24 protein-coding genes are annotated in these 24,185 nt (G+C 45.5%); 7 read left to right on the plus strand and 17 right to left on the minus strand.

Annotation, left to right across the window (positions count from 1 at the left end):
- Positions 1-72 precede the first annotated feature (72 nt).
- From ACYVD4_RS10965 to fmt, 9 genes are all read right to left on the minus strand, one after another.
- Entirely contained in the window at positions 73-1,575 is a 1,503-nt protein-coding gene (locus tag ACYVD4_RS10965; RefSeq protein WP_460945412.1) for a DUF1593 domain-containing protein, read from the minus strand.
- A 20-nt stretch (positions 1,576-1,595) separates the two neighbouring features.
- The gene (locus ACYVD4_RS10970; RefSeq protein ID WP_460945414.1) at positions 1,596-2,849 is read right to left on the minus strand and encodes an MFS transporter; all 1,254 of its coding nucleotides are present in this window, start codon (positions 2,847-2,849) and stop codon (positions 1,596-1,598) included.
- Between the two features lie 160 nt (positions 2,850-3,009).
- Positions 3,010-4,314, minus strand: a complete 1,305-nt coding sequence (locus ACYVD4_RS10975) for a Gfo/Idh/MocA family protein (protein WP_460945416.1) — start codon at positions 4,312-4,314, stop codon at positions 3,010-3,012.
- A gap of 175 nt (positions 4,315-4,489) precedes the next feature.
- Positions 4,490-5,266 carry a 3-ketoacyl-ACP reductase gene (locus ACYVD4_RS10980; RefSeq protein ID WP_460945418.1) on the minus strand — a complete coding sequence of 259 codons (777 nt, stop codon included), beginning with the start codon at positions 5,264-5,266 and terminating at the stop codon, positions 4,490-4,492.
- A 5-nt stretch (positions 5,267-5,271) separates the two neighbouring features.
- A complete protein-coding gene (locus ACYVD4_RS10985; RefSeq protein WP_460945420.1) occupies positions 5,272-6,717 on the minus strand; it encodes an oxidoreductase in 1,446 nt (481 codons plus the stop codon).
- 9 nt (positions 6,718-6,726) lie between these two features.
- The gene (locus ACYVD4_RS10990; protein ID WP_460945422.1) at positions 6,727-8,121 is read right to left on the minus strand and encodes a glycosyl hydrolase; all 1,395 of its coding nucleotides are present in this window, start codon (positions 8,119-8,121) and stop codon (positions 6,727-6,729) included.
- A 52-nt stretch (positions 8,122-8,173) separates the two neighbouring features.
- The gene (locus tag ACYVD4_RS10995; protein WP_460945424.1) at positions 8,174-8,668 is read right to left on the minus strand and encodes a dihydrofolate reductase; all 495 of its coding nucleotides are present in this window, start codon (positions 8,666-8,668) and stop codon (positions 8,174-8,176) included.
- An 87-nt stretch (positions 8,669-8,755) separates the two neighbouring features.
- The gene (locus ACYVD4_RS11000; RefSeq protein WP_460945426.1) at positions 8,756-9,742 is read right to left on the minus strand and encodes a polysaccharide deacetylase family protein; all 987 of its coding nucleotides are present in this window, start codon (positions 9,740-9,742) and stop codon (positions 8,756-8,758) included.
- 93 nt (positions 9,743-9,835) lie between these two features.
- Positions 9,836-10,759, minus strand: coding sequence for a methionyl-tRNA formyltransferase (gene fmt / locus ACYVD4_RS11005; protein ID WP_460945428.1), 924 nt, complete (start codon positions 10,757-10,759; stop codon positions 9,836-9,838).
- A 311-nt stretch (positions 10,760-11,070) separates the two neighbouring features.
- Between fmt and greA the strand changes: the two genes are divergently transcribed.
- Both greA and ACYVD4_RS11015 read left to right on the plus strand, forming a co-directional pair.
- Entirely contained in the window at positions 11,071-11,544 is a 474-nt protein-coding gene (greA, locus tag ACYVD4_RS11010; protein ID WP_460945430.1) for a transcription elongation factor GreA, read from the plus strand.
- Positions 11,545-11,644: 100 nt separating this feature from the next.
- Positions 11,645-12,037: an HIT family protein gene (locus ACYVD4_RS11015; RefSeq protein ID WP_460945431.1), complete on the plus strand. Its 393-nt coding sequence runs from the start codon at positions 11,645-11,647 to the stop codon at positions 12,035-12,037.
- Between the two features lie 75 nt (positions 12,038-12,112).
- Here the strand turns inward: ACYVD4_RS11015 and ACYVD4_RS11020 are convergent, their stop codons facing one another.
- Together ACYVD4_RS11020 and accC are read right to left on the minus strand one after the other, a co-directional pair.
- The gene (locus ACYVD4_RS11020) at positions 12,113-13,132 is read right to left on the minus strand and encodes a bestrophin family protein (RefSeq protein ID WP_460945433.1); all 1,020 of its coding nucleotides are present in this window, start codon (positions 13,130-13,132) and stop codon (positions 12,113-12,115) included.
- 63 nt (positions 13,133-13,195) lie between these two features.
- Positions 13,196-14,689 (minus strand): acetyl-CoA carboxylase biotin carboxylase subunit, encoded by a 1,494-nt coding sequence (gene accC / locus ACYVD4_RS11025; RefSeq protein WP_460945435.1) that lies wholly within the window; start codon positions 14,687-14,689, stop codon positions 13,196-13,198.
- A 213-nt stretch (positions 14,690-14,902) separates the two neighbouring features.
- On the opposite strand from accC, the gene ACYVD4_RS11030 reads away from it, so the two are divergent.
- Both ACYVD4_RS11030 and ACYVD4_RS11035 read left to right on the plus strand, forming a co-directional pair.
- Positions 14,903-16,207 (plus strand): aminotransferase class I/II-fold pyridoxal phosphate-dependent enzyme, encoded by a 1,305-nt coding sequence (locus tag ACYVD4_RS11030; RefSeq protein ID WP_460945437.1) that lies wholly within the window; start codon positions 14,903-14,905, stop codon positions 16,205-16,207.
- Positions 16,208-16,352: 145 nt separating this feature from the next.
- Positions 16,353-16,532, plus strand: coding sequence for a histone H1 (locus ACYVD4_RS11035; protein WP_460945439.1), 180 nt, complete (start codon positions 16,353-16,355; stop codon positions 16,530-16,532).
- A 104-nt stretch (positions 16,533-16,636) separates the two neighbouring features.
- Here the strand turns inward: ACYVD4_RS11035 and ACYVD4_RS11040 are convergent, their stop codons facing one another.
- Complete coding sequence (locus ACYVD4_RS11040) at positions 16,637-17,044, minus strand: MaoC family dehydratase (protein ID WP_460946209.1); 408 nt, start codon at positions 17,042-17,044, stop codon at positions 16,637-16,639.
- Between the two features lie 152 nt (positions 17,045-17,196).
- On the opposite strand from ACYVD4_RS11040, the gene ACYVD4_RS11045 reads away from it, so the two are divergent.
- Positions 17,197-18,414 (plus strand): acyltransferase family protein, encoded by a 1,218-nt coding sequence (locus ACYVD4_RS11045; protein ID WP_460945441.1) that lies wholly within the window; start codon positions 17,197-17,199, stop codon positions 18,412-18,414.
- Between the two features lie 60 nt (positions 18,415-18,474).
- Here the strand turns inward: ACYVD4_RS11045 and ACYVD4_RS11050 are convergent, their stop codons facing one another.
- On the minus strand, positions 18,475-18,927 hold the full coding sequence (locus ACYVD4_RS11050; RefSeq protein WP_460945443.1) for a YybH family protein: 453 nt from the start codon (positions 18,925-18,927) through the stop codon (positions 18,475-18,477).
- A 417-nt stretch (positions 18,928-19,344) separates the two neighbouring features.
- On the opposite strand from ACYVD4_RS11050, the gene ACYVD4_RS11055 reads away from it, so the two are divergent.
- Together ACYVD4_RS11055 and ACYVD4_RS11060 are read left to right on the plus strand one after the other, a co-directional pair.
- Positions 19,345-20,223, plus strand: coding sequence for a diacylglycerol/lipid kinase family protein (locus tag ACYVD4_RS11055; protein WP_460945445.1), 879 nt, complete (start codon positions 19,345-19,347; stop codon positions 20,221-20,223).
- Between the two features lie 9 nt (positions 20,224-20,232).
- Complete coding sequence (locus ACYVD4_RS11060) at positions 20,233-20,820, plus strand: hypothetical protein (protein WP_460945447.1); 588 nt, start codon at positions 20,233-20,235, stop codon at positions 20,818-20,820.
- A 202-nt stretch (positions 20,821-21,022) separates the two neighbouring features.
- On the opposite strand, the gene ACYVD4_RS11065 is transcribed toward ACYVD4_RS11060, so the two are convergent.
- The 4 genes from ACYVD4_RS11065 to ACYVD4_RS11080 form a co-directional block, all read right to left on the minus strand.
- Entirely contained in the window at positions 21,023-21,454 is a 432-nt protein-coding gene (locus ACYVD4_RS11065) for a DUF6326 family protein (RefSeq protein WP_460945449.1), read from the minus strand.
- 9 nt (positions 21,455-21,463) lie between these two features.
- The gene (locus tag ACYVD4_RS11070) at positions 21,464-22,087 is read right to left on the minus strand and encodes a hypothetical protein (RefSeq protein WP_460945451.1); all 624 of its coding nucleotides are present in this window, start codon (positions 22,085-22,087) and stop codon (positions 21,464-21,466) included.
- 217 nt (positions 22,088-22,304) lie between these two features.
- Complete coding sequence (locus ACYVD4_RS11075; protein WP_460945453.1) at positions 22,305-22,928, minus strand: hypothetical protein; 624 nt, start codon at positions 22,926-22,928, stop codon at positions 22,305-22,307.
- 80 nt (positions 22,929-23,008) lie between these two features.
- Positions 23,009-23,590 carry a Crp/Fnr family transcriptional regulator gene (locus ACYVD4_RS11080; protein WP_460945455.1) on the minus strand — a complete coding sequence of 194 codons (582 nt, stop codon included), beginning with the start codon at positions 23,588-23,590 and terminating at the stop codon, positions 23,009-23,011.
- Between the last annotated feature and the right edge of the window lie 595 nt (positions 23,591-24,185).

Genomic DNA, 24,185 nt, shown 5'->3' on the forward strand with positions numbered 1-24,185 from the left:
TTATTGCTAAACACGGCGGACAGAATGTCCGCGTTACGTAATCTTGTAACGTGGACATTCTGTCCGCCGTGTTTACTGACCCACTCGTGCAATAACTCGTTGATAACGAGTCAGCTTAGGCGAACCAGAATCGCTTACTTCCAGTACTACGTGGATGGTTGAACCAACGGGAGCATCGTTTGGAACTGTGAACGATGCTTTTGCTTTTTCGGCATTTTGAAGGTCTATTTTGCCCGTATACGTATCCACATCTTCATACTGCCACCACCGATACGTAACGGAATTACCGTCGGGGTCTGTAGCTGAACCGCTGAGCGTTACGTTCTGCCCCGGCTTGACCGACAGATTGAGCGGATGATTGAGCTTTACAACAGGTGCATGATTCGCTTTTTTATAATCCATGACGCACCAGTCGGCGCGGGCGGCAAAGTCGTTCTGAATAACATCAATCCAGCGTGTTTGCGGATAAGCCGCATCCTGCTTTTTCGAGTAGGGATTGTAATCCGTTACGTGTTTACCATCTTCCCAACGATGCGGGTTCGTAGTCGACTGCACCATGCGTCCGCCCCAGCCTCCGTATGAAATATCTTCCATACAACGCAATCCCACATCGACAAGGTAAAAGTAAGCTGGCGAATCACCTTCCGAAATGAAGTCGTACTGACTTCGTTTGTATTTCTGCGCTTCTTCCATGCTCCCGTGTGTGTGCTCTGGGTCGCCGGGAAGTTTCTGTCCATCACCCCAGAGATAATATGATTCCAGCAGCGGGCCGTGGTTGAACTTGATGTGTTCGGCAAACCATTTTCCGCTCAGATAAGGCTGTAATTCAGTTGGCACCACGCGTGGCCACAGGTAAGCAAAGCTCCAGAATTGGTCAGAATTGTAGAGTACCCGAATGTCGGGCCAGTTTGGTGCTACGTATTTCTGGTACGTAGCATCCTGATCGAGTACGGCGTAAATGATGGCTTTCTGCGATACTTTTTTGTAGATGCTTTGCCACTCCGATTTTCCTTTGTACTGATCTTCAATCGATTTTAGTGCCCTGGCAACCGTGTTGGTGCCACCCCATATTTGCAGATAGACCGGACTTGGATTGTTGTCGAGCAGAATCTTTTTAATGAAATCAGACCCTTCGGTATCGCGCGCCATTTCGCCCTCAAAATCGATATTACCTACCCGAATCAAACTACGTAGATGATCGGGAGTTGGATAGCCTTTCGCGTGTTTTATTAGATTCGGATACACTTTTGCGTACTTGTCGATGTACACTTCCATCCAGGTTGTGCCGGGCCAACGGAGTTCGGTACGTTCGCCATACCGCTTGGCCGTGCTGGGCATTTCGGACGTAAATTTCGTCCCTTTGCCATCGCCTTTATAATGCCATTGCGAACTGCTGTAGACCAGACCAACAATATCGAACTCATTGGTATAGAGCAACATCCGAATAAACGTATCGACATCATCGACTTCGCCGTCGGTTGTTACAATCGTTCGTGGTTTGGACGAAGCAGGCTGGCTCAGTGTTACGTTACCAAAGCAAATGACTAGCAAAAAAGAAGTTACTATACTTTTCATAGAAATGTAACGTCCCCGCGCTACGCTTCTTCGACGTAATCGAGGTCTTTAGTAAAAGTTTCTTCCAGAAATGTCAACGCAATCAATGCGATTGCCAGCGTGGCCAGCCCAACTGTCAGGGCGCTGTAAATGGTACCAAGCGACGGCTTTAGTAAGACAAAAAGTGAACTCAACGGAATGGTGGCCCCGCGCACGAAATTTGGCACCGTAGTAGCTACCGTAGCGCGCAGATTGGTACCAAAAAGTTCTGCCGCAATAGTTACAAAGAGAGTCCAATAGCCATTTGCAAACCCGAGACAAACGCAAACAGCGTAAAAAACCGTGATATCATCAATGGGTGCCAGTAAATAGACCAGCATAAAAACAAGCGAGAGCAGCATAAACATCCGCATAACCCGTTTTCGGCTCTGCATCGACTGGCTCATGAAACCGCTCACCAAATCACCCAGAACTTGCCCCGAGAAACTCAACATCACGGCTTTACCGGCTATTACGGGTGCATTTAGCCCCAATGCTTTGCCTAATTCTGGAGAAAACGTAATCAGAATACCAACCACAAACCAGATCGGCAATCCAACCAGAATACACTGAACGTAGCGACCCAGCCGATTTTTATTGGCAAAAAGCATGGTCAGGCTGCCGCGCGTAATGGCTCGGTGTTTGGTTTTTTCGTAAAGACCTGATTCCATTACTCTGATACGTAGAATGAGCAGTAAAAGCCCCATACCGCCACCAATGAAATACGAAATCCGCCAGTCGAAAAGATCGGCCATGAAGTAAGCGAGAATGGCACCCACAACGCCCATTGTAGCGACCAACGTAGTGCCGTAACCGCGTATTTCTTTTGGTAAGGTTTCGGTGACCAACGTAATACCAGCCCCCAATTCCCCGGCCAGACCGACGCCCGCAATGAAGCGAAGAATAACGTATTGATTCAGCGACGTAACGAAACCATTGCCAATATTCGCTAACGAATACAGCAAAATAGAGCCGAACAGTACCGAGAGCCGCCCGCGCCGATCGCCCAGAACACCCCAGAAAATCCCGCCAACAAGCATACCTGCCATCTGGCTGTTGAGTAGCAAAATACCATCGCTAAGCAACCGGTCGCCGTCTATACCGAGTGCTTTCAGGCTTGGTACACGTACCACACTAAACAGAAATAAATCGTACATATCGACCAGATAGCCGAGGGCGGCTACCAGTACGGGTATTTGTAATAATTGGCTTATAACAGACCGTTGAGTGGGTTCGGGTGTAATAATTGGTTTCATTAAGTCGAAAGGTTGTAGAGTTGTATGGTTGTAAGGTTATAGGGTTGTATAGTTATATGGTTATAAGATTGTAGAGTTGTATGGTTGTCCATCAGGCAGCTAACCATACAACTTTATAACCTTACAACTCTACAACCCTATAACCCCACAACTCCGGTAACTATACTTTTTCTGGCACTAGGAATGGCGCGCGGTATTTACGGGTAAGCATCTGATTTGCTTCTTTGTCGCTAACGAACACTTCGTTTTTCGGGTCGAAATGGAGCGTGCGGCCTAACCGATACGCGATGTTGCCGAGGTGCGCAATACCCGAGGATAAGTGCGCGGTTTCGACAGGGCCGTTCTGCTTTGATTTATCGCGTGAGCGAACACATTCGATGAAATTAGCGTAGTGGTCACCACCGGCTTTACGGGCCGGGCCGGGCGTACGCTCTTTGCCCAGAAAGGTTTTATAGTCATCGTAACCGTTGATAACCATGTAGCCTTTATCGCCGTAGAACAGATTCCCAATTTCAACGCCGTCTTCTTTGTTGGTCATCCACGGACGTACCTCAAACTGAATGACTTTGCCTTCTTTCGGATATTTATAAACCGACGTCAGCGTTTCGGGCGTTTCCTTGCAGTCTTTCCACAGAAACTTGCCACCTGCCGAGGTGATTTCTTCTGGAAGCCCCACGTTCAGTCCCCACATACAGAGATCAGTTTCGTGAATGCCCTGATTACCAATGTCGCCGTTGCCGTAGTCCCAGAACCAGTGCCAGTTGTAGTGGACGTAGTTTTTGCTAAACTCTTTTTCCTGTGCTGGCCCCTGCCATAGATTCCAGTTGAGTTCGGATGGAACGCTTGATTTCCCCTGATTGCCAATGTCTGGACGCCATTTATAAACAAGCCCACGCGCCATGTAGACATTACCAATCAGGCCATCGCGCAGATGCTTGATAGCTTCCTGTATGGCCACTGAGCTACGTAGTTGTACACCGTGCTGAACAATTCGGTTGTATCGATGTGCTGCTTCTACCAGCTTCCGGCCTTCGTGAATGTTGTGAGCACCCGGTTTTTCGACGTATACGTCTTTCCCGGCCTGACATGCCCAGATTGCCGCCAACGCGTGCCAGTGATTTGGCGTCGCAATACTAACGGCGTCAATATTTTTATCGTCATAAACCTGCCGTAGATCGCCCACGGTCTGAACTTTACGGTTGTATTTTTTCTCGAAATCAGCCGCGCGCTCCTGCAATACGTTGCTATCGACATCGCAAAGGGTTACCACTTCAACATCTTTCTGTTTCGAAAATCCCTGGATGTGATCTTTCCCCCGACCATTGACGCCAATTACGGCCACCCGAACACGGTCATTAGCCCCAAAAGCACGGGCAGGAATAATGGTGGGTAAGCCTATCACCGCCAATGAACCGACGGCGGCTGATTTAATAAACTCTCTACGAGTTTCGGTTGAACGTTGCATGAGCGGTTATCGGATTTAGGAGATAGAGTACTTCAATAGGCACCGACAGGCTCTGGCTGTCGGATGGGAACAGTTTAGCCGACAGCCAGAGCCTGTCGGCGCCTTCTTGCAATTATTCAGTAAAGCGTTGAAACAGGTAAAACTAATCGGGCATCTAAAGCTGACTATCAAAAACTTATAATCGTGGTATCGTCATGCCACCATCGACCATGATTACCTGCCCGGTCGAGTAAGGGAAATCACCTTTAGCAAGGGCTGATACGGCGCGGCCAACGTCGTCGGGTTGCCCCCAGCGTTTCTGTACACACAGGCCATTGGCAATCAACGTATCGTATTTCGACGTAACACCCGCTGTCATGTCGGTCTGAATAATACCCGGACGAACTTCGTAAACAGGAATGTTAAACTCGCCTAGTCGGGTGGCAAAGAGTTGGGTAGCCATGCTCAATCCGGCTTTGGCGATGCAGTATTCTCCGCGATTGACCGACGCCACCGTTGCCGAAACCGACGATACGTTAATAATACTGCCGCTGAACGTAGTGTCGTTACGTTGCTGCTCAATCATCCAGTTCGCTGCGGCCTGTGTCAGAAAATAAGCACCTTGCAGATTGGTCGAAACAACGTAGTGAAAGCTTTCTTCCGTGGCTTCCAGAATGTCGCGACGTTCTTTAGGCGCTACGCCCGCGTTGTTTACCAATACGTTCAATCGCCCAAAATGCGCTTTTATTTTGTCGAGCATGCTGGTCCGATCTTCTTTCGACGCAATGTCTCCGGGGCAATAAATAACCTCAGCTCCCAGCGAACGCAGTCCGTCAAGTGCTTCTGTTACGGCTGATTCGGGACGTACACCGTTGATAGCCAGATCGAAACCCGCTTTGGCCAGATGCTCGGCGATGCCATAGCCAATGCCCCGACTCCCTCCCGTTATAAATGCTACTGGACGACGCTTCATGTTTTTCACAAGCTTTCCTTATACGCTTTAAGTTGCTCGGCTTCAGGGCTTTTCTTGTAAAGTGGGTCTAGCGGATAACAGCCCGAAATCAGGCCGTTGCGCGGAGCCGTCGTACAGTCGGAGAACGTGCGGCAGATCAGGTTACGAGTCAGCGTTTTTCCGGCACTCATGTCGGCGGGCATGGCTGGATAGGACAACACCATCCGGCCAAAACCGATGCTGTCGGCCATGCTGTTACGTAGTACGTAGTGCGCTACGTTGGGCAGCCATTCCTGCAAATACGAATAGCCCGATCCAATAATGACCAGTTCGGGGAAAGCCTGTTTTAGCTCATTTGTTACGTCGAGATGGCGTTTTACACCGATGAGCGGGTCTTCGGGAGGAAGATAACCATCGGAAGGTGGAAACAGAGCCGGGCGCGTTAGGTGAGGATTGTAGTAAGGGCTACCTGCGGTAATGCAAATCATCTGAATGCCAAGTGATTCGGCCAACGCCAGAAACGCTTTGGTTTCGGTAAAGTCGAAATCCAGACCGCTGGGCTGTCCGCCAAAAGCATGTGAATACTGTTCAGATTCTTCAGGAATTCCCTTACTATCAGGGCCTTTCTTGAACGGAAGCATATCGACTGCACTTAGGCGAATACCCATTTCGAGTCCCGGCGCAGCCTGACGAATACCCGCCACGATGTTACGTAGGTAGCGCGTCCGATTCTCAAACGAACCCCCATAACGCCCTTCGCGACTAACCGCGCTCAGAAACTCGTGGCCCAGATAACCGTGGCAATGCTTTACGTCCACAAAATCGAAACCGGCTTTCTGCGCCAGTACAGCCGCATCGACGTACTGCTGAATAATCTGATCGATGTCCTCGTCTGTAAGTGTCGGGTAATCGGCGGGCATTCCGAATTTACTGTTCAGAATCGGATGGCTGTACAGAATCTTCGACTCAAACTTTTTGTGACTGTTTGGCTTACTGAACCGGCCCGAATGAGTCAATTGAAGACCAATCACCAGCCCGTCGGTAGTACCGAATGCCTGTGTATGTTCGTCCAGAATCAACTGACGTAGCGCCACAAAATCATCGAATGTATCGGTGTTTAAAACCAGTTGATTTGGGTTGGCCTTACCGTCATGACAAACCGCTACGGCTTCGCAACCGAACAATAATTTAGCTCCACTGATGGCAAACTTCTTCCAGCGATTTCGAGTAAAATCGGTCGGACGCCCGTCGGTGGTGCCATCCCAGCCTTCCATTGGCAGAATACAAAGGCTATTGCCAATCGTTTTGCCTGATTTTAGCGGAATGGTTCTGTTAAACGGGCTTTCGTCAGGTGGTAGTAACGTATCGTCGAACGGCAGGGCAATGTTGTTGGTTTCCAGATAATTCCGCAGGTCAGACGCTGTTTTCATCTGCGCCATGCGCGGAAACTGGGGTTTATATTTCTCGCTCATTAGAATAGGTCAGACAATCCGGTTGAAAAAAGTATAGTACGGTTCGTTACGGATGATACGTTGGACATACAACGCTACTTCGCGGATGTGGTAATCGCCCCACATACTCGATTCACCGTTAGCAATTTTACTGCCGGGCGGTACGTAGTCCCAGCCGTTGGGCTGGTGATAAATGGAGTGAAGCAATAAGCCCTGATGCGTTGGCGACGTACTCAGATACGGCTCATCGAGTAGCGTATTAAGCACCGTCAGCCCCGCCTGAACGTAGCGTTTTCCGGCTGCTACGTCACCTTTTTCGGTTAGGTATTTTCCTAAACGTAGCAAACCCTGCGCACCAATAGCTGCCGCCGAACTATCAACAGGTTCATAGTCATTGTACGGATCGGCCGGACGGTTCAGGTAGTCGCCGAGTTTGTGTAGGTTGGGTGCACCTGTGTCCCAATATGGGATACCGTCGGTGGCGGTGTTGTCGATGTAGAAATCACAGGTTGCTTTAGCGGCTTTGAGCATGTACGCTTCGATAGTGCTACGTCCGCCAAACGGCTCAAGTTCAGCGTCTTCTCGTGTGGCAAGCCATTCTAATTCTTCCGGAAAACCACACATAGCCCAGGCCAGTCCGCGCGTCCAGGTCGTGAATCCCGAAAAACCTTGCTGTGAATTGGGGCAACGGAAATTCCCGTCTTTTACGTTGAATACGCTTTCATGAGCAGTACGTCCCCAAACATCGTAGGAGTCGCGCCCTTCGCCGTAGAAAACAGCGTAATCGGCAGTGGCTTTGATATGCTGTAAAGCCAGGTCGAGCAGATTGATTTTTGCGTCGCCCTCCGCCTGAAACACATGGCCCAGCGCATGGCTCAGCACGAGTGCCCGGCACGAACGTATCGTATCAACAAAGAGCGAATGAGCGCCGTTGAACGAGTGAATATACCCCGTAGCGACGGACCGACCATTCTTGGTTGTTGTCCATCGACTGGCCTGTACGGCTCCTGAAATTTTCAGCGCCAATTCATAGAAATTAGCTTCCCAATCGTTGGTCGGAATTCGACCTTCACGCATGAGCCGGAGTAGGTTGCCATACGTACTGACGTTGTTGAAGCCGTGGTCGTGCACACCAATATGGCTGATGTGCGGAGCCATTACGGCCAGCGTTTTCTGGCGACCTATTTCCAGAAACCGGCTATCGTTGGTGGCGTCGAACTGGAGAATGGCTGAGCCAAACTGAAAGCCCTGCGTCCATTCGGTCCAGCCGCGCGTGGTGTATTTGCCAGCTGCCGTAAACACGGGCGAGCCTTTCGATACGTCATATTCCTGTTCGATGAGGTCAATTTTCTGACCGGAAAGCTCCCAGAATCGGGCAAGTTTTGTTGAAAGGTCGGCAGGTTGTAGCGACTCGTTGATTTGCATAGGGAAAAGGTAAGCTATTGGGCAACAAAGCCACAAACTGCCTAAACCTTACTCACCGAATGCGTTCATACTTAACAAAATCAAAGGAAACGGCATGCCGTTCGTCGGCTTCGTGAGAGATTCGCTCCACTTCCTTCCACTCATTTTTGTCGAATTTCGGAAAATACGCATCGCCTTCGTAAGCCTGATGAATTTCGGTCAGATATAACGTAGTGGCGATGGGCAGGGCCATCGCGTAGATTTCTGCGCCACCAATCACAAAAATCTCGTTTTGATTGATTTGCGTCGCTACGTCCAGCGCGTCATCCAGCGTATGCACAATAGTTACCCCCTCAGTCGTAAAATCTGAATTGCGGGTCAGAACGATGTTAGTACGATTCTTCAGAGGTTTGCCTAACGATTCCAGCGATTTACGACCCATAATAATCGGGTGATGGCTGGTTTTATGTTTGAAAAACGCGAAATCGTCGGGCAGGTGCCAGGGCAACTCGTTATTACGTCCGATAACGCCGTTTTCGGCTACCGCAGAAATGAGACTAATTTTCATAAATTAATTTTCAATGAGTGAATGACAGAATGAGTGAAAGAGCGGCTGCCGGATGGTATTTGCTCTTTCGCTCTTTCATTCTTTCACTCATTTATTTTTACGTCTTTCCATCAACTCGCGCCAGGTGGTGATGATGATGCCTTCTTTATCAATATACGCTTTGAGGGCGGGGTCCATCATACCAAGCATATCGCCTTTGCGGCTTTGGCCCGTACTGCTAACCAGATCGAACTGGGGCGTAGGTGCGGTGCAATGCATGATAATATAGGTTATACCCGGCTGTGTTGACTTTAACAGTTCGATGTACTTTTCTGTTTTGAATTTTTGCAAGGCTTCGTCCGATGCACCGGCGGGTAAATTTTGGCTGGTAATACTGCCGTCCAGATCGTCGAGTACGGGCAAACCGGCGTCCCACAACTGCTTACCAACTTGCTTAATCATATCCTGCATATTGGCCGCCAGCCGGTTGGTTTTCGTAATCAACGTAGCATGACCACCCGGAAACAGAATCGGGACCTTTTCTTGCATAGCCACTTTAACGTAGCGGGGCAAAAACTTCGGCTCAAACAACGTACCCATGTGCGAATCCATGTGCGTCGGTTGCAATCCAAATGCCCGATATTGAGCTAGTTGAGCACGTATTTCTGCTTCAATTTCGTCGGCCGATGCGTGTTCGACCACCTGTGCTACGGCTGGCCAGAAATTGCCCTGCTCGTCGTATAATCCGGGTGCTTTTTCCTTCCCGACAAGCGGATGCCAGCGGTAGTTTTTCCACTCCGATGTTAACGTCAGGTGAACGCCCACATCCAGCGTTGGTTTCTTCTTGAGATAATCGAAAAAATGAGGTACCCAGCCGCATGGCATCATTACGCTGGCCGAGCTGGCAATGCCTTTGTCGAACGCATTGATCGTGCCCATATTCGACTCATAGCTCATGCCCGCATCATCGACATGGAAAATGACAACTTTCCTGCCCTTCGGGAAACCTAATTTCTCGGCGTAGGTTTCGGTTTGCGCGTACGTATTAATGTAGGTTAAAGCGATAAATAATAAGCTGATAAAGAGTCGTTTCATAAGGTAAGGAGAGAGGATGGAATGAATAATGGACAATTGATAATGAATGCGCAAATTATGATTCGTTATACATTGTCCATTATTCATTATCAATTATAATTTATTCCCGCGCAAAAACTCTTCGGCAGTCATGCGACGTTTGCCTTCGGCCTGAAGCGAATCAATTTGGAGCCAACCATCGGCGCTACGTATCAGAATCAGTTTTTTGTTATCGGTGTATGCGCTGCCGGGGTCAGCGGCAAAAGGCGATTCGTTGGCCAACGTAGCACCGAATATTTTGAAGGGTTTACCATTGATCAGCGTCCAGGCGCTTGGATAGGGTGATAAGCCCCGCACGAAATTTCGGATCGATAAAGCCGGTTGATTCCAGTCAATTTCGGTGGTTTCGCGGCTCAGCTTAGGCGCTGATCGGATGTGTTCCGGATTGGTTTGGGGAGTGCGTGGGTAATCGCCATCTTCAATGGCACGTACCGTTTTTACCACCAGATTGGCTCCGCGTTCCATCAGCCGATCATGAAGTAAACCAGCGTTATCGTCGGGATAGATAGGTTCGGTATCCTGAAAAATCAGTTGACCCGTATCGATTTCTTTTTCGATGAAGAACGTAGTGACACCCGTTTCAGTCTCGCCGTTGATAATGGCCCAGTTAATGGGAGCGGCCCCCCGATAGTTCGGTAACAACGACGCATGAAGATTTAACGTACCAACAGTAGGCATCGACCAGACCAATTCGGGTAGCATCCGAAAGGCAACGACCACCTGCAAATCGGCCTTATAATTGGCCAATTGTTCCAGAAAAGCCGGGTCACGAAGTTTTTCGGGCTGGAGCACCGGTAAGTTAGCGGCTTCGGCTGCTTTTTTTACCGCCGAAGGAGTTAGCTGCAAACCCCGCCCCGAAGGACGATCGGGAGCCGTAACAACGGCTACTACGTTGCAGCCAGCTCCCAGCAAACGTTGCAGGCTGGTAACGGCAAAATCGGGGGTACCCATGAAGATAATACGAAGTGGCTGCTGCATGAACCGATAAATTAGATTTTAGCACGTAGATAAATTACGTATTGATATAGCCGGGAAGTCTTTCTATTTTTGTCGTACGAATACGCTCTGGTCCACGTATTCCGTTCAAAAAAGAACCGCCATTTGCTGGCTTTGCCTATGCGACGAGTTATTGATCATATACGAAAACCCCTCGCTTCGAGAATTCGACGGCAACACTGACGCAACTGCAAAGAAAATCAATTTGCTTGCAGAACGGTCGGTGTACCGTTCTTTTTGTTTTTAAGAGCGACCCCAATCATAGAGAATCACAGAGTTAAGTTAATGTAGTTATGGGAAAAATTTCATATTATACCGAAGAAGGCCTTAATCGACTAAAGGCTGAGCTGAATGAGCTAAAAACCAAAGGCCGGGCTAATATTGCTCACCAGATTGCTGAAGCCCGCGATAAAGGGGACTTGAGCGAAAATGCAGAATATGATGCAGCTAAAGATGCTCAGGGATTGCATGAGTTAAAAATATCGAAACTGGAAGACGTAGTGGCAAATGCGCGTATTCTGGACGAATCAACGATCGATGTATCACAAATATCCGTACTGTCGAAAGTAAAAATAAAGAATAAGAAAAACGGTGCTGAAATGAACTATACGCTCGTTTCGGAAGAAGAAGCGGATCTGAAAACAGGCCGGATTTCGGTTAGTTCGCCTATCGGAAAAGGTCTGCTAGGCAAACGCGTTGGCGAAACCGCCGAAATCAAAGTACCTGCGGGCGTGCTGGAATTTGAAGTAATCGAAATCTCCCGATAATTATTTAGTAGTAGGAGTGAGGTGCGAGTATTAGGAGAAAATGGACATTAACCACTTCTGGTACTCGCTTCTCACTCCTACTACTTTTAAAAACATAGTTATGGCTTCCATTTTCTCTCGCATTGTGGCTGGTGAAATTCCGGCGCATAAACTAGCTGAAACCGACGATTATCTGGCTTTTCTGGACGTAATGCCCACAACAATGGGACATACGCTCGTTATTCCGAAAAAAGAAGTCGATTATATTTTCGATCTCGATGATGAGCTATATGCTGGATTGATGGCATTTGCCAAAAAAATTGCACCCGCTATTGAAAAAGCAATTCCCTGTAAGCGTATCGGCGTAGCAGTTATTGGGCTGGAAGTGCCACATACACACATTCACCTGATTCCGCTCAACTCAATGGGCGATATGGATTTCAGTCACAAGATTAAGCCTACTCAGGAAGAACTGGCCGCAACAGCTGAGAAAATCCGTAATTTTTTACAGTAGCTGTTTGTTATACTACGTAGCAAAATGGGCATCGAAAAATAATTTCGATGCCCATTTTGCTACGTTAAAGATTATCTACGTCAGAATATTATTGACGGGTTGGATCGCTGATGGAATGTCTGATTGGTCGAGCATTTCGCGCAGATCGATTTCGATGCCACGACTCATGGCTGTAATAGGTACGTCATTTGCTCCGCCTTCAAACGGATTTTCAGTGCTTTCGCCCACACGTTCCATTGCATTGAACACCCACGATACCAATACGCTGAATGGAATGGTGAGCCAGATGAAATGTTCGCCCATTTTGGCAAATTCTTGCAAAAGCCCAAAAGGAACCAGTATCACAAATAAGCGGATAAAGAACAGATTGATACTGGCAAACTGGCGCGGATAGGGAAAGTTTTTAATACGTTCACATTTGCCCTGCTGGTCGTATAAATCTTTCAGTATGCCCGCCATTTCTACATACCGAAAATCGCTGAGTAAACCTTGTGCTGCCAATTCGCTCAACTGTTTCGATTGCAGACTGATCAGATGAACCGCGCGATTTTTCTTGCTTAATACGTATTCAGCTTCCAGTGACGATAAAAGTGGCTTCAGCTCTTCCGCTAAATCTCCTCCGTGTTCGGCCACCGTATAAAACTGACGATATTCTGCATTATAAGGTTTGGTCAGATTTTCCCAAGTACGTGCTTCCCGAAGTTGAAACCGCATGGCAGTTAGCCAGGCAACATGGCGTAAAATGAGTTGTTCGCTAATCTGATGCAATTCCTGCGAACTCACGGTTATATCGGCAGTACGGCTATTAATAAAATCCTTAGCCATAATACCCCAGGTTCGGCTAAGGTTTACAATGCCGCCATAAATCTGCCGAGCTTCCCAAAGGCGGCTATACGTAGCGTTGTTTTTGAAACCAACAATAAAAGCGGCTGCTGTGCCAATCATAGCAATGGGCACCCACGGAATACCCAGCCATTTCCAGCCAACAACCTGATAAAGAACGGTTGGAACAACGGCCAAGGCAAAAAGCCAATAAATATCCCGTCGGGTCCAGAGAATAAATTCTTTTAAACTGTACTTTCTTCCTGAATGCATATGTAATAGGTGAATGGTTACTTAAAACATAGGCAAAGTACAGTTAAATACGTTTGTGGCCAATTATGACAAACGGTTGGCTTTCCATTGACTCTTTCGTGCTGTTGACGTAGCAACTCCCGGCGATTTTGATTTGGCTGTATTAAGCAAATACGCTGCCAAAACTGTCGCTAATTCTTTTTCTGCCGCATCTGTTTCTGGAATGAGCCTATCAGGCGTAAAATACGTACCAACAAAACCCGTATCGAACTGGCCAGAGCGGAAAGCCTGATGCTCCATCACAAACCGACAGAATCCTAACGTAGTCTGTACGCCCGAAATCTGGTATTCGTCAATGGCACGTATCATTTTTTGAATCGCTTCTTCCCGACTGTCGCCATACGTAATGAGTTTGGCAATCATCGGATCGTAATAGATAGGAATGGCCATTCCCTGTTCGAAACCTTCATCAACACGTACGCCGTTGCCTTGCGGACGAACATACGTATCGAGTGTACCAACGTCGGGCAGGAAATTGTTGGCCGGATCTTCGGCATACACCCGAATTTCGACTGCGTGGCCTTTTATCTGTAAATCTTCCTGCTTAATGGTGAGTGGCTTGCCTTCGGCGATGTAAATCATCTGCTTCACCAGATCGACGCCCGTAATCTGTTCCGTAACAGGATGTTCGACCTGAAGCCGCGTATTCATTTCCAGAAAATAAAAGTCGAGTTTGTCATTCACGATGAACTCAACCGTACCAGCTCCGTAATAACCACAAGCGCGTGCTACGTCGACAGCGGCCCGGCCCATAGCTTCACGAATTTCGGGCGTTAAAATAGCCGATGGCGCTTCTTCGACTACTTTCTGATGCCGACGCTGTACTGAACATTCGCGCTCGAAAAGGTGAATGATATTGCCATGCTGATCGCCCAGAACCTGGATTTCGATATGTCGTGGTGATGTAACGTATTTCTCAATAAACACCGAACCATCGCCAAAAGCTGATACTGCTTCACTGACAGCCCGATCCATTTGCTCATCGAAATCGGTTTCCTGCTCCACAATTCGCATGCCTTTTCCGCCACCGCCCGCACTGGCTTTGATCAGAATTGGATAACCGATTTGGGCAGAAATTGCTTTAGCTTCAGTTCGGTCTGTAATGGCAGCGGGCGTACCGGGCACCATCGGAATATTGTAATTAGCAACAGCAGCTTTAGCGGCTAGTTTACTGCCCATTACCTCAATGCTTTCGGGCGATGGTCCGATGAAAATCAATCCGGCTTCGCGCACCTGTCGGGCAAAACTGGCATTTTCAGACAGAAAACCATAGCCGGGATGAATAGCATCGACTTGTAATTTTCGGCAAACATCGATTATTACATCGGCTTTCAGATATGATTCTGACGAAGGTGCCGGACCAACACAAACCGCTTCATCGGCGTAGCGAACGTGTAGAGCATTGCGGTCGGCTTCGGAATAAATGGCAACGGTACGTATGCCCATTTCGCGGGCGGTCCGCATTACACGTAAGGCAATTTCGCCCCGGTTGGCAACGAGAATTTTCTTTATGGTCATCGGGTAATTGTTGATAGTCAGGAATGGGCAGGGGTTATCAGAAACGGTTGATTATTTCTGTTTATGACATTCTCAGATCATTTAACACCAATAATACTAAATGATTATCGAATTGAATTTTAAGGGTTGTGTTTGCGCTACCAAAAGTTAACCGTATTTTTGCACTTAACGTGTAAAAAAACAAGGCTTTTGCCTGATAAACACCAATAAAAAGTGGATTTATTTGAGAAACTACGTAACAACCTAGGTCCTATCGGCTCGCCAGCGCGTGAATTCAACGGCCACCATTATTTCGCATTCCCAAAACTGGAAGGGGAGCTTGGTCCGCGTATGCGCTTCCGGGGGAAAGAAGTGTTGAACTGGAGTCTGAATAATTACCTTGGTTTGGGTAATCATCCCGAAATACGGAAGGCTGATGCCGATGCTGCTCAACAATGGGGACTGGCTTATCCGATGGGTGCCCGCATGATGTCGGGAAATAGTGACCTCCACGAAAAATTTGAAAAAGAACTGGCCGAGTTTGTTGGTAAAGAAGATTCGTTTCTGCTAAACTATGGTTATCAGGGCGTTATGTCGGCTATTGAAGCAGTAGTTGACCACCGCGATGTTATCGTTTATGACGCTGAGTGCCATGCCTGCCTCATCGACGGTATCCGTCTGCATAAGGCAAAAATGGGCGAATACTACAAATTCAACCACAACGACATTGCCAGTTTAGAAAAGAACCTGCAACGGGCAACCAAAAAAGCAGCCGAAAAAGGTGGTAGCATTCTGGTTATTACCGAAGGCGTTTTTGGTATGTCGGGAAAAGTCGGTAGCCTTGATGAGATTGTGGCGTTAAAAGAAAAGTACGAATTCCGGTTGCTGGTCGATGACGCACACGGTTTTGGTACGATGGGTGCTACAGGCGCTGGCGTTGGCGAAATGCTCGGTTGTCAGGACGGTATCGATCTGTATTTCTCTACGTTTGCCAAGTCGATGGCAGCTATCGGTGCATTTATTGCCGGTGACCACGATATTATTATGTACCTCAAGTACAATATGCGGTCGCAGACGTATGCGAAAGCCCTGCCAATGCCCTACGTAGTAGGTGGTCTGAAGCGGCTTGATATGATTCGCAACTCGTCGGCTTTCCGTGATAAGCTTTGGGAAAATGTTCGGGCTTTGCAAAGCGGTTTGCGGGAACGTGGTTTCGATATTGGCGATACGCAATCACCAGTAACGCCGGTTTTCCTTCACAATCTGGATGGCGGAGTAGCTGAAGTTGCTACGTTGACAAAAGATCTGCGCGAGAATATGGGGGTCTTCTGCTCAATTGTTGTATACCCCGTAGTACCGAAAGGAACCATCATGCTACGTATCATTCCTACGGCTGCCCACAACCTCGAAGACGTTGAGTATACACTCAATGCTTTTTCGTTAGTAGGCGAAAGATTGTCGAAAGGTTACTATCGTCAAAATATGGCTCCAGTAGCCGAAAAAGCGATAGAAATATCAGCCGAAGCATCCGCAGAATAGACTTTTAGTAGAAAAGTTGCATTTTTCTACTATTTTTTTGGCTTAGCTATTGCGCTGTATGAGAGAATGACTAAATTTCAGCCGAAAACCGCGTTTTTAGCGGAATTTGGGCATTTTTCACAAACTTAAACCCATACGTATCGCTATGGCACGCTTCGATGAAGTAAAGAATTTGGTTTTATCGCTGGAAGGTGATTTCGAGAAATTCTACGAAAAAAACAACCAGGCTGCTGGTACCCGCGTTCGGAAAGGAATGCAGGATCTAAAAACACTGGCACAGACGATTCGTTCGGAAGTTCAAAATTCCAAGAACACAAAAGAATAAGCCAAATCGTCAAGGCTAAATACTAAAACTCCCTCGCAGAAATTGCTGCTGAGGGAGTTTTTAGTTATGGGGTTGTAGAGACAAGGCATGCCTTGTCTCTACAACTATATCTTCTCCCGGTGCATTAACGTAGCAATACCTCGTGTTGTCACCTTGCCGGTTTGTACATCCCGTAATTCGCCCAGAATTTGTGCCGTATGTTTAGCCGCATCAATCGACTGAACAGTGAACGTAGCTTCGTAATCGGTATCGACAAACATGGGCCGAAGAAACTCCAGCGTCTGACCTAGATAGACAGAGCCATAGCCCGGAAATTCGGTGCCAAGAACTTTGGTGAATATACTAGCCCCAAGCATTCCGTGAATAATTGGCCGTTTAAAAGGTGTCTGAGCCGCAAATTCAGCGTCTAGATGAAGCGGATTGTTGTCGCCCGTAACTTGCGCAAAAGCTACTACGTCGGCCTGAGAAAACCGAAAAGCGTATTTGTGAACGGCATTAAGTCCAAATTCCATAAACCAACGAATAATGGATAATTTAAAAATGTATACTGAATAATAGTGCCGAAGTTCGATATAGAAATCCATTTCCCATTGTTTAAAAGGTATTATTCATTCGACATTCTGCATTATACATTTTTCATTACTCCGTACCTTCGTAACTGATTATGTTTAGAGAACTACTTTCGCTCGATACGTCGGCAACGAAACGTGTATTTGGTTTAGATGTAATGCGGGCTATTGCAATTTTGCTGGTTGTTGACTCGCACGCTACCATTGCCCTCAAAGAATATTACAGTGGTATGTTTATTCATCACCTGTTGCCCGATGGTGTCGAATTGTTTTTCGTACTTAGCGGCTTTCTGATTGGCGGAATCCTGATTCGTACGTATGAGAAAAAAGGCCATTTCGACGGTTCGATCCTGCTGAATTTCTGGACACGCCGATGGTTCCGAACGCTGCCCAACTATTATCTGGTGCTAACCGGGCTAATTATGTTTGCCGTACTACGTGCGCTACGTAGCGGTTTGCCCGTAGCATTACCCAGCAAAGGAACGTTGGTGAAATACTATTTTTTCGTACAGAATTTCGCTACGTACATTCCTGATTTTTTCCCCGAAACGTGGAGCCTTGCCATTGAAGAGTGGTCATACATTACATTGCCCTTGTTGTTGTGGCTCATACACGTAGCGCTGTCAAATCGTATGTCGCGGCAACGTATTATCCTGACCGCCATTCTGGTTATTGTTTTTGGTACGAATCTGTACCGGCTGATTCTTGCCATGCAAGTGCCGCTTTCGGAAGGCGAGTTAGGGTTTCGGGGTATCGTAGCTACGCGCCTTGATGCGATCTCGTACGGCGTTCTGGCAGCTTATGCGAAGCACTATTTTGGAACAACATGGGCAAATCCGGTGTTACGTCGCCGTTTGTTTTTTATGGGCTTGGCGCTGACTGTTCTGGCGGCTTTTACAGCGTCTATCTTTATTCTGTCGTTCTACTATCAAATTGGGATTGGGCAGGCTTACGTGTTCTATAAACGTACATTTTATTTCCCGTTTATTGGCCTGAGTATGGCGTTGATGGTTCCATATCTGGATGGCTGGCGAACCGCTACGGGTATATGGGCAAGATTTGGGATTGGAAAGGCCATAACCCACGTTAGCTTGATTTCGTATTCGATGTATCTGCTCAATTTAACGCCAGTTATGCAGCACATTGTCGAACGGATTCCTACCAGTTCTATAACGGTAGCCTGGCTGAAAGTAGGACTTTTCTGGGCACTGGTACTTTTCCTATCGACACTACTTTACAAATATTTCGAGAAACCAGCTACCGAACTTCGCGAACGAATGTCGGCCAAAGAACCGACGCAACTGGTGAGTTAATATTGAGTGATTGAATAAAAATGCTAGCGTAAGCCTATTCAATCACTCAATCATTCAATATTAACTAGAGTGGTCACTAACGATGACCCAGCGGTTTTTGATTTTGCGCCAGAGAAGCGTGAAATGACCTTCTGCATCACCGATTTTCGGGCGTGTGAGGTGAAACTTCCCAATTACGTATGCTACGTTAGGTGAGTGAAAATCTAATTGTAGAATGTCGAATTTGAGCGTTCCCATTGCGTCGCGGCTAGGGTACCTTTTTTTGTAGTTGGCTAACGTAGCCTGATAGCCATACGTAATACCGGCCTTGCCAACGAACGTCAGCGAATCGGAAGGCCAATAGCCAACCATAAACTTATCTACTTTACCCGCATTCCAGTCTTCGGTCTGGCGTTTCAGAATCTGAAGAATAGCCCGCCGGTCGCGATTGGCCTGCTCAACAGTAGTCGATGTTTGAGCGAAAGTTGGCTGAATCAACAGGCCCAGCAGTACAACAAAAAAATATCGATTCATAGGTGCTTTTTTTATAGAGCGAAAATACGGATTCGCCCGGCAAAACAAAGCTGAGAAGGCAACACTAGCTGGATTGTAGGGAGGGTAAATTTTTTTTTGACAGAATTAACAGGATCTATTGAGTATGATATTGGCAAAAATAATTCTGTTAATCCTGTCAAAAAAACAGTTTATCGTATCCTTGAATGAAACTGATCCTAAGCCTGATTGAGAGGACTTAAGGATGTGATTCTAGCGAAACACGTATCTTTACCGTATAAAAGCCGTAGCTGTACTATGAAAAAGATTCTAAAATTCTATAACGACTATAAGCCGTATATTTTCTCCGACGGCTGGTACTACGTCTTCATTGTCGTTTTTATTCTTCTAATGTTCATTTTTTTCTCCTGATCTCAAACAGGAATATCGTAAATCATAGTGGCGAATCGTTCGGCCGTTCTGGCCATCATCAATCCAAATTCCGGCACTACGTCGGCCGAGCAGAAAGAAGTGCTACGTGACGCTTTTCTACGACAGGCCGAAGCACTTTATTTCGATGCCGAAGTGATTCAGACGACGCACCCCGGCCATGCCACTGAAATTGCCAGACGGGCTGTGGAGCAAGGAGTAAATCGGGTGCTGGCTATTGGCGGAGACGGAACCATAAACGAAACTGCTCACGGACTGCGCAAGTCTGCTACGTCGTTGGGCATTGTGCCAATCGGTTCGGGTAATGGATTGGCTCGCCATCTGAAAGTACCCCTTAATCCGCTCAAAGCGGTTGAGCGAGCGCTGAAAGGTCAGCCTGTTGTGATTGATAGTGGCGAAATAAATGAGTATCCGTTTTTTTGTACGGCAGGTATGGGTTTCGAAGCCTACGTAGCACATGCTTTTGCCAAAGAACCCGTACGCGGTTTGCCCACCTACATACGTACCGCTTTTCGATCATTCTGGAGTTATAAGCCCCAGCGTTTCAGCATAGAAGAGCAGGAGAAAGAACTTTTCTCGATGACGTTTGCCAATGCCGGTCAGTTTGGAAATAATGCCTGGATGGCACCAACTGCCAATATTTCAGACGGGCGGCTCGACCAATGCGAGGTACGTCCATTTCCGGCCCAGGCTGCCGGAATGCTGGCCTGGCGTTTATTCAACAAAACGCTAAATCAATCGACGTACTGGCGCGGTCGTTCCATTACAAAAGCAACCGTTGAGGTAGAAGGGCCTTTACTGATTCATGCCGATGGTGAACCGCTAACCTTGCCTACCGGAAAAGCCGATATACGCATTTTGCCCGCAAGTTTGTTAGTACTACTATAGTTTATTGGTATGCCAGCTCGTAAAGAATCTGCTCGAAAAGTCATTATTTCACTTGATACGTATCTGAGTATTCTGGCTGTTATATCCAGTTTTTGCGCCATTGGTATTACGTTTTATCAGGCTTATCTACAGCGGACGCAACAATACGCGTCGGTAATGCCCATTATGGATAGTTTTCTAAACGAAGAAGGTGGGAAGGGTGGCTGGAAGTTAGCTTTTGTGTTTATCAATAATGGGGTAGGTCCAGCCATTATTCAGCGAACTCAAATTACGTACAATGGGAAAAACTATGATAATTTGAGAGAGATTGCTGAAAGTATTGTGAGTGAAAAACTAGTGGCTAAGGAAGTTAAACCTGAAGACGTTAGAAATTACATCTTGATCAAAAGCGACCTCTGGCCAAAACGAGTAATAGCACCCGGCCAAAGCGTAGAATTGTGCAATATTGATCATAAATACGTAGCACGCTGGCTTGATGAAGCTATTGGGCGAAAAGAAATTCGGGTGAAAATTATATACGAATCAATTTATGGCGAACAATGGCGGTTTGATACTACTCCAGAACGTATTGAATTGAGAAATGAAAAAATTGAGTAGATATTAGCCCATCAACAAGTAGCATTTTTACTTTTTAAATTAAAAAAATAAAAATGCTACTTGTTGAAATTTCAACTGAAAATTAAAAACTATGGAGAATTGAACTATTAAAATTGATGGATATAATAGAAAAAAATTCTGCCCCGTTTTTTCTCCAAACCGTGTTGATCGCTGGTGTCTTTTCTACTTGTTTAAGTCAATTTTATGTTTCAACACGAGGCCAATTCCATGCATAACGGATGATTATACAAAGAAGAACGACTTCTACAACAGCACCAAACGCCATGTGTATCCAATCCTCGCCGGCCAAATTAAACAATGTATAAGGAATATATACCGTGGCAATAATGATATTTGCCCAACGATTCACTTTAGCAGGCAGAGCAACAGAAAGGAAAATCATAAGTGCTGGAATTGTAATTGAAACAAGTGCCAACAGAAGAAATCCTTGCGTAATTTCGAATATAAAGACACGCCCTTTCAGAATATCTTCTATCTTTCCCGGCATGTATAAGGTAAAATAATCAACATAGATATAGAGAAACATAAAACTCGTCCACAGCGTAGTAAGCTTTAGCTTAAAATTGACTCTAGTGTCTTGAAGCAAATTTTGCGGTGTTTGTTGAGTAGTCATAATTACTAACTAAAAATTATACCCGAAATGTAAACCTGGTTCAGGCGTGTATTTTGACCATTTGTCATCTTTTACCTTAAAACCATCAGGCATTTTAGTGTGATAAGGGCGGCCAGCAATACCAAGTGATGGCTGTATAAAAAACTTATCTTTAAAGAGTTTAATGTGATAGCCAACTCGATAAGAGTTGAATATATGGAAACCATTATTCACCTCATTGCCAGTATTATTCACAAATCTTTGCCACATGGGCATTATGTGTACTGCTGCGTAAAGACCTTTCCAAAAAAAACGTTGATAAGCTAGACCGATACCATACTCTCTTATATAACCAGGAAATTTCTCTTCTGGATTTCCGTATGATTTGTTGAAAAATGGGTTAATACCAAGTGGCCAGGCATATTTCCAAGTTATTAGTTCAAGAGAAACTACATCTTTCCCTGTAATCCGATAGACTAAATTAAGTTGAGCGAAGTTGGGACTATTTGTAGTAGCTAAATTACCCAATAAAAACATAGTGCTCCCAACGAACCACCGTTTGTAAGTACTGTCTTGTTTGGAATATTGTGCTTTTAGCTGTAGACTGATTACCAACATTAAGGCAAATCCAATCCATAAAATTTTCTTTTGCATATCTCTTAAATTGATGTTAAACGATACTGCAAAGATTGATTGGCAATAGACTTAAAATCGTTCACTTAAGTTAAGAAATGAATTTGATGGAATTAGTAGCTATTTTGATAGGAAGTTGACTGCCTTATGGGATTGATATAGAAACTTCCTGAATTTATAATCCTTCAGGAAGTTCGTGATGAAAGCAGGTATTTACTTTCATTAAGCGATTCTATAACTAAAAATTAAATCCAAAATGAAGCCCAGGCTGAATAAAATAGTTAGGCCATTTTTTTTCTAATGCTTTAAAAGATTGTGGAACATTAGTTCTTACAGGCCAATAACTACATCCAATAGCTGGTTCAAAAAAGAACCGATTTTTAAAAAACTTAAACTGATAACCTAAATGGAAGTTTAGATATAACGTATATCCATTTCCAATCTTTTTTTCATTCTCGTCAATATATTTTTCAAAAGCATTCAATGCATGAAGGGATGTGTAGACTCCTTTCCACCAAAAACGCTGGTATCCTACTGTCGGTGCAAGTATGCGTACATGTCCAGGATAGTTTAGTCCCGGTGCATCAAACGATGGTCCAAAAGGGATACCTAATGGCCATGAATAAATGGATCTTTTAAATTCAAAGGAAACGACATCTTTAGGTGTGATCCTATAGCCAACATTTATCTGAATATACTCTGGCGGATTTTTATCATTAGGAATTAGATTTCCTAACATCAGGAGTGAACTGCCGACGAACCACCTTTTGTAAGTACTGTCTTGTTTGGTACTTTGAGCTTTTACTTGTAAACTGCTTGACATCATTAAAGTCAAAGCGAACAGTAAAATTTTCTTTTGCATATCAATTCGTTTTTAAATGATAATGCAAAGGTAGATTGGCGAGCTGCCGTCACTCGTTCACTTTAGTTAAGAAATAAATCTTATCCCTTATCTTTCTCCACAATTCTTGCTCTTAATCTACTTAAAGATTGGGGTTTAATACCTAAATAGCTCGCTAACTGGTGTTGCGGAACGCGTTGAATAAGATCTGGTCTTTTTTGTATTAAATTCAGATACCGTTGCTCAGGGGAAGACGTTTTAAACGCGTCAAAATCTATTCGTTGTTTCGCTAAAAGTTCTTCGGATAATATTCTGCATATGGTTTCAAACTTTGGAAATTTACTGTTTATTTCTACTTCCATATCAGAATTTGAAATTGTAAGTATAGAGTCTTCTACACAACTTATATAATATTCGGACGGTGTTTTATTTATTACACAGGGTGGTGTCAACACTTCCATTTCTGTATAGAAAGCAGTAGTTTTTTCATCGCTATCTAAAACATAATATGTTCGAATACAACCCTTTAGAACAAAGTAGCTGTCTTTCGATTTTTGTCCTTCTTTGAGTAAAATCGTTCCTTTCTTTACCGAGCGAAATATATCCAAAGAAACGATTGCGTCCTTCTCATCTTCTGTCAGAGAAACGTATTTTGATATAAAATCAAATAGTATATTTTCCATTGTCTTCTTGTTGTTACTGCTGTTTGTTACCATTGTCGCCAACAGGTCAAATGTGCGAAAGTTTTGTCGCAAGTTTTGTATTTATACTGTATTTTCCTTCTTTTTTAGTGGTTTACGTATCGTTGTTTTTACATTGCGGTCTACCAGTGAAGCAGTTTAGTCGCTATTATTTAGGCGTAATACGTCAAGCAGGGTTCTTATTTTTGCAAGCATTTTCGGCTATCGTGGGTATAACTGACGAGTATTTTTGATGCCATTATGCTTGCATAAGCTTTACATCTGTATCTGACTCATACTGTCTTCTTTAGGCTATGAGACGTTACGTCTTGTAGGATTTTAGCCTCGCTCTTGGCATGTTGGAGTCCCTTTTTAAACAACGTGTACTGTAATGCTCACCGATACAGTGTCTTTCTCTACGTTGTTATACAGTAGTTGATCCAAGATTACAAATTCATCTTATTTCATTCAGACTGTACAGCAGAGATGGTATGAACACGTGTTTGTTAGCCTATGATTTTTTGAAAAAACGAAACGACGCTACGTAATACCGGGGTTTTTCATAAACAAGACCGATATTTGCACCTCCAAAACTAGA

The organism is Spirosoma daeguense, from assembly GCF_054776875.1.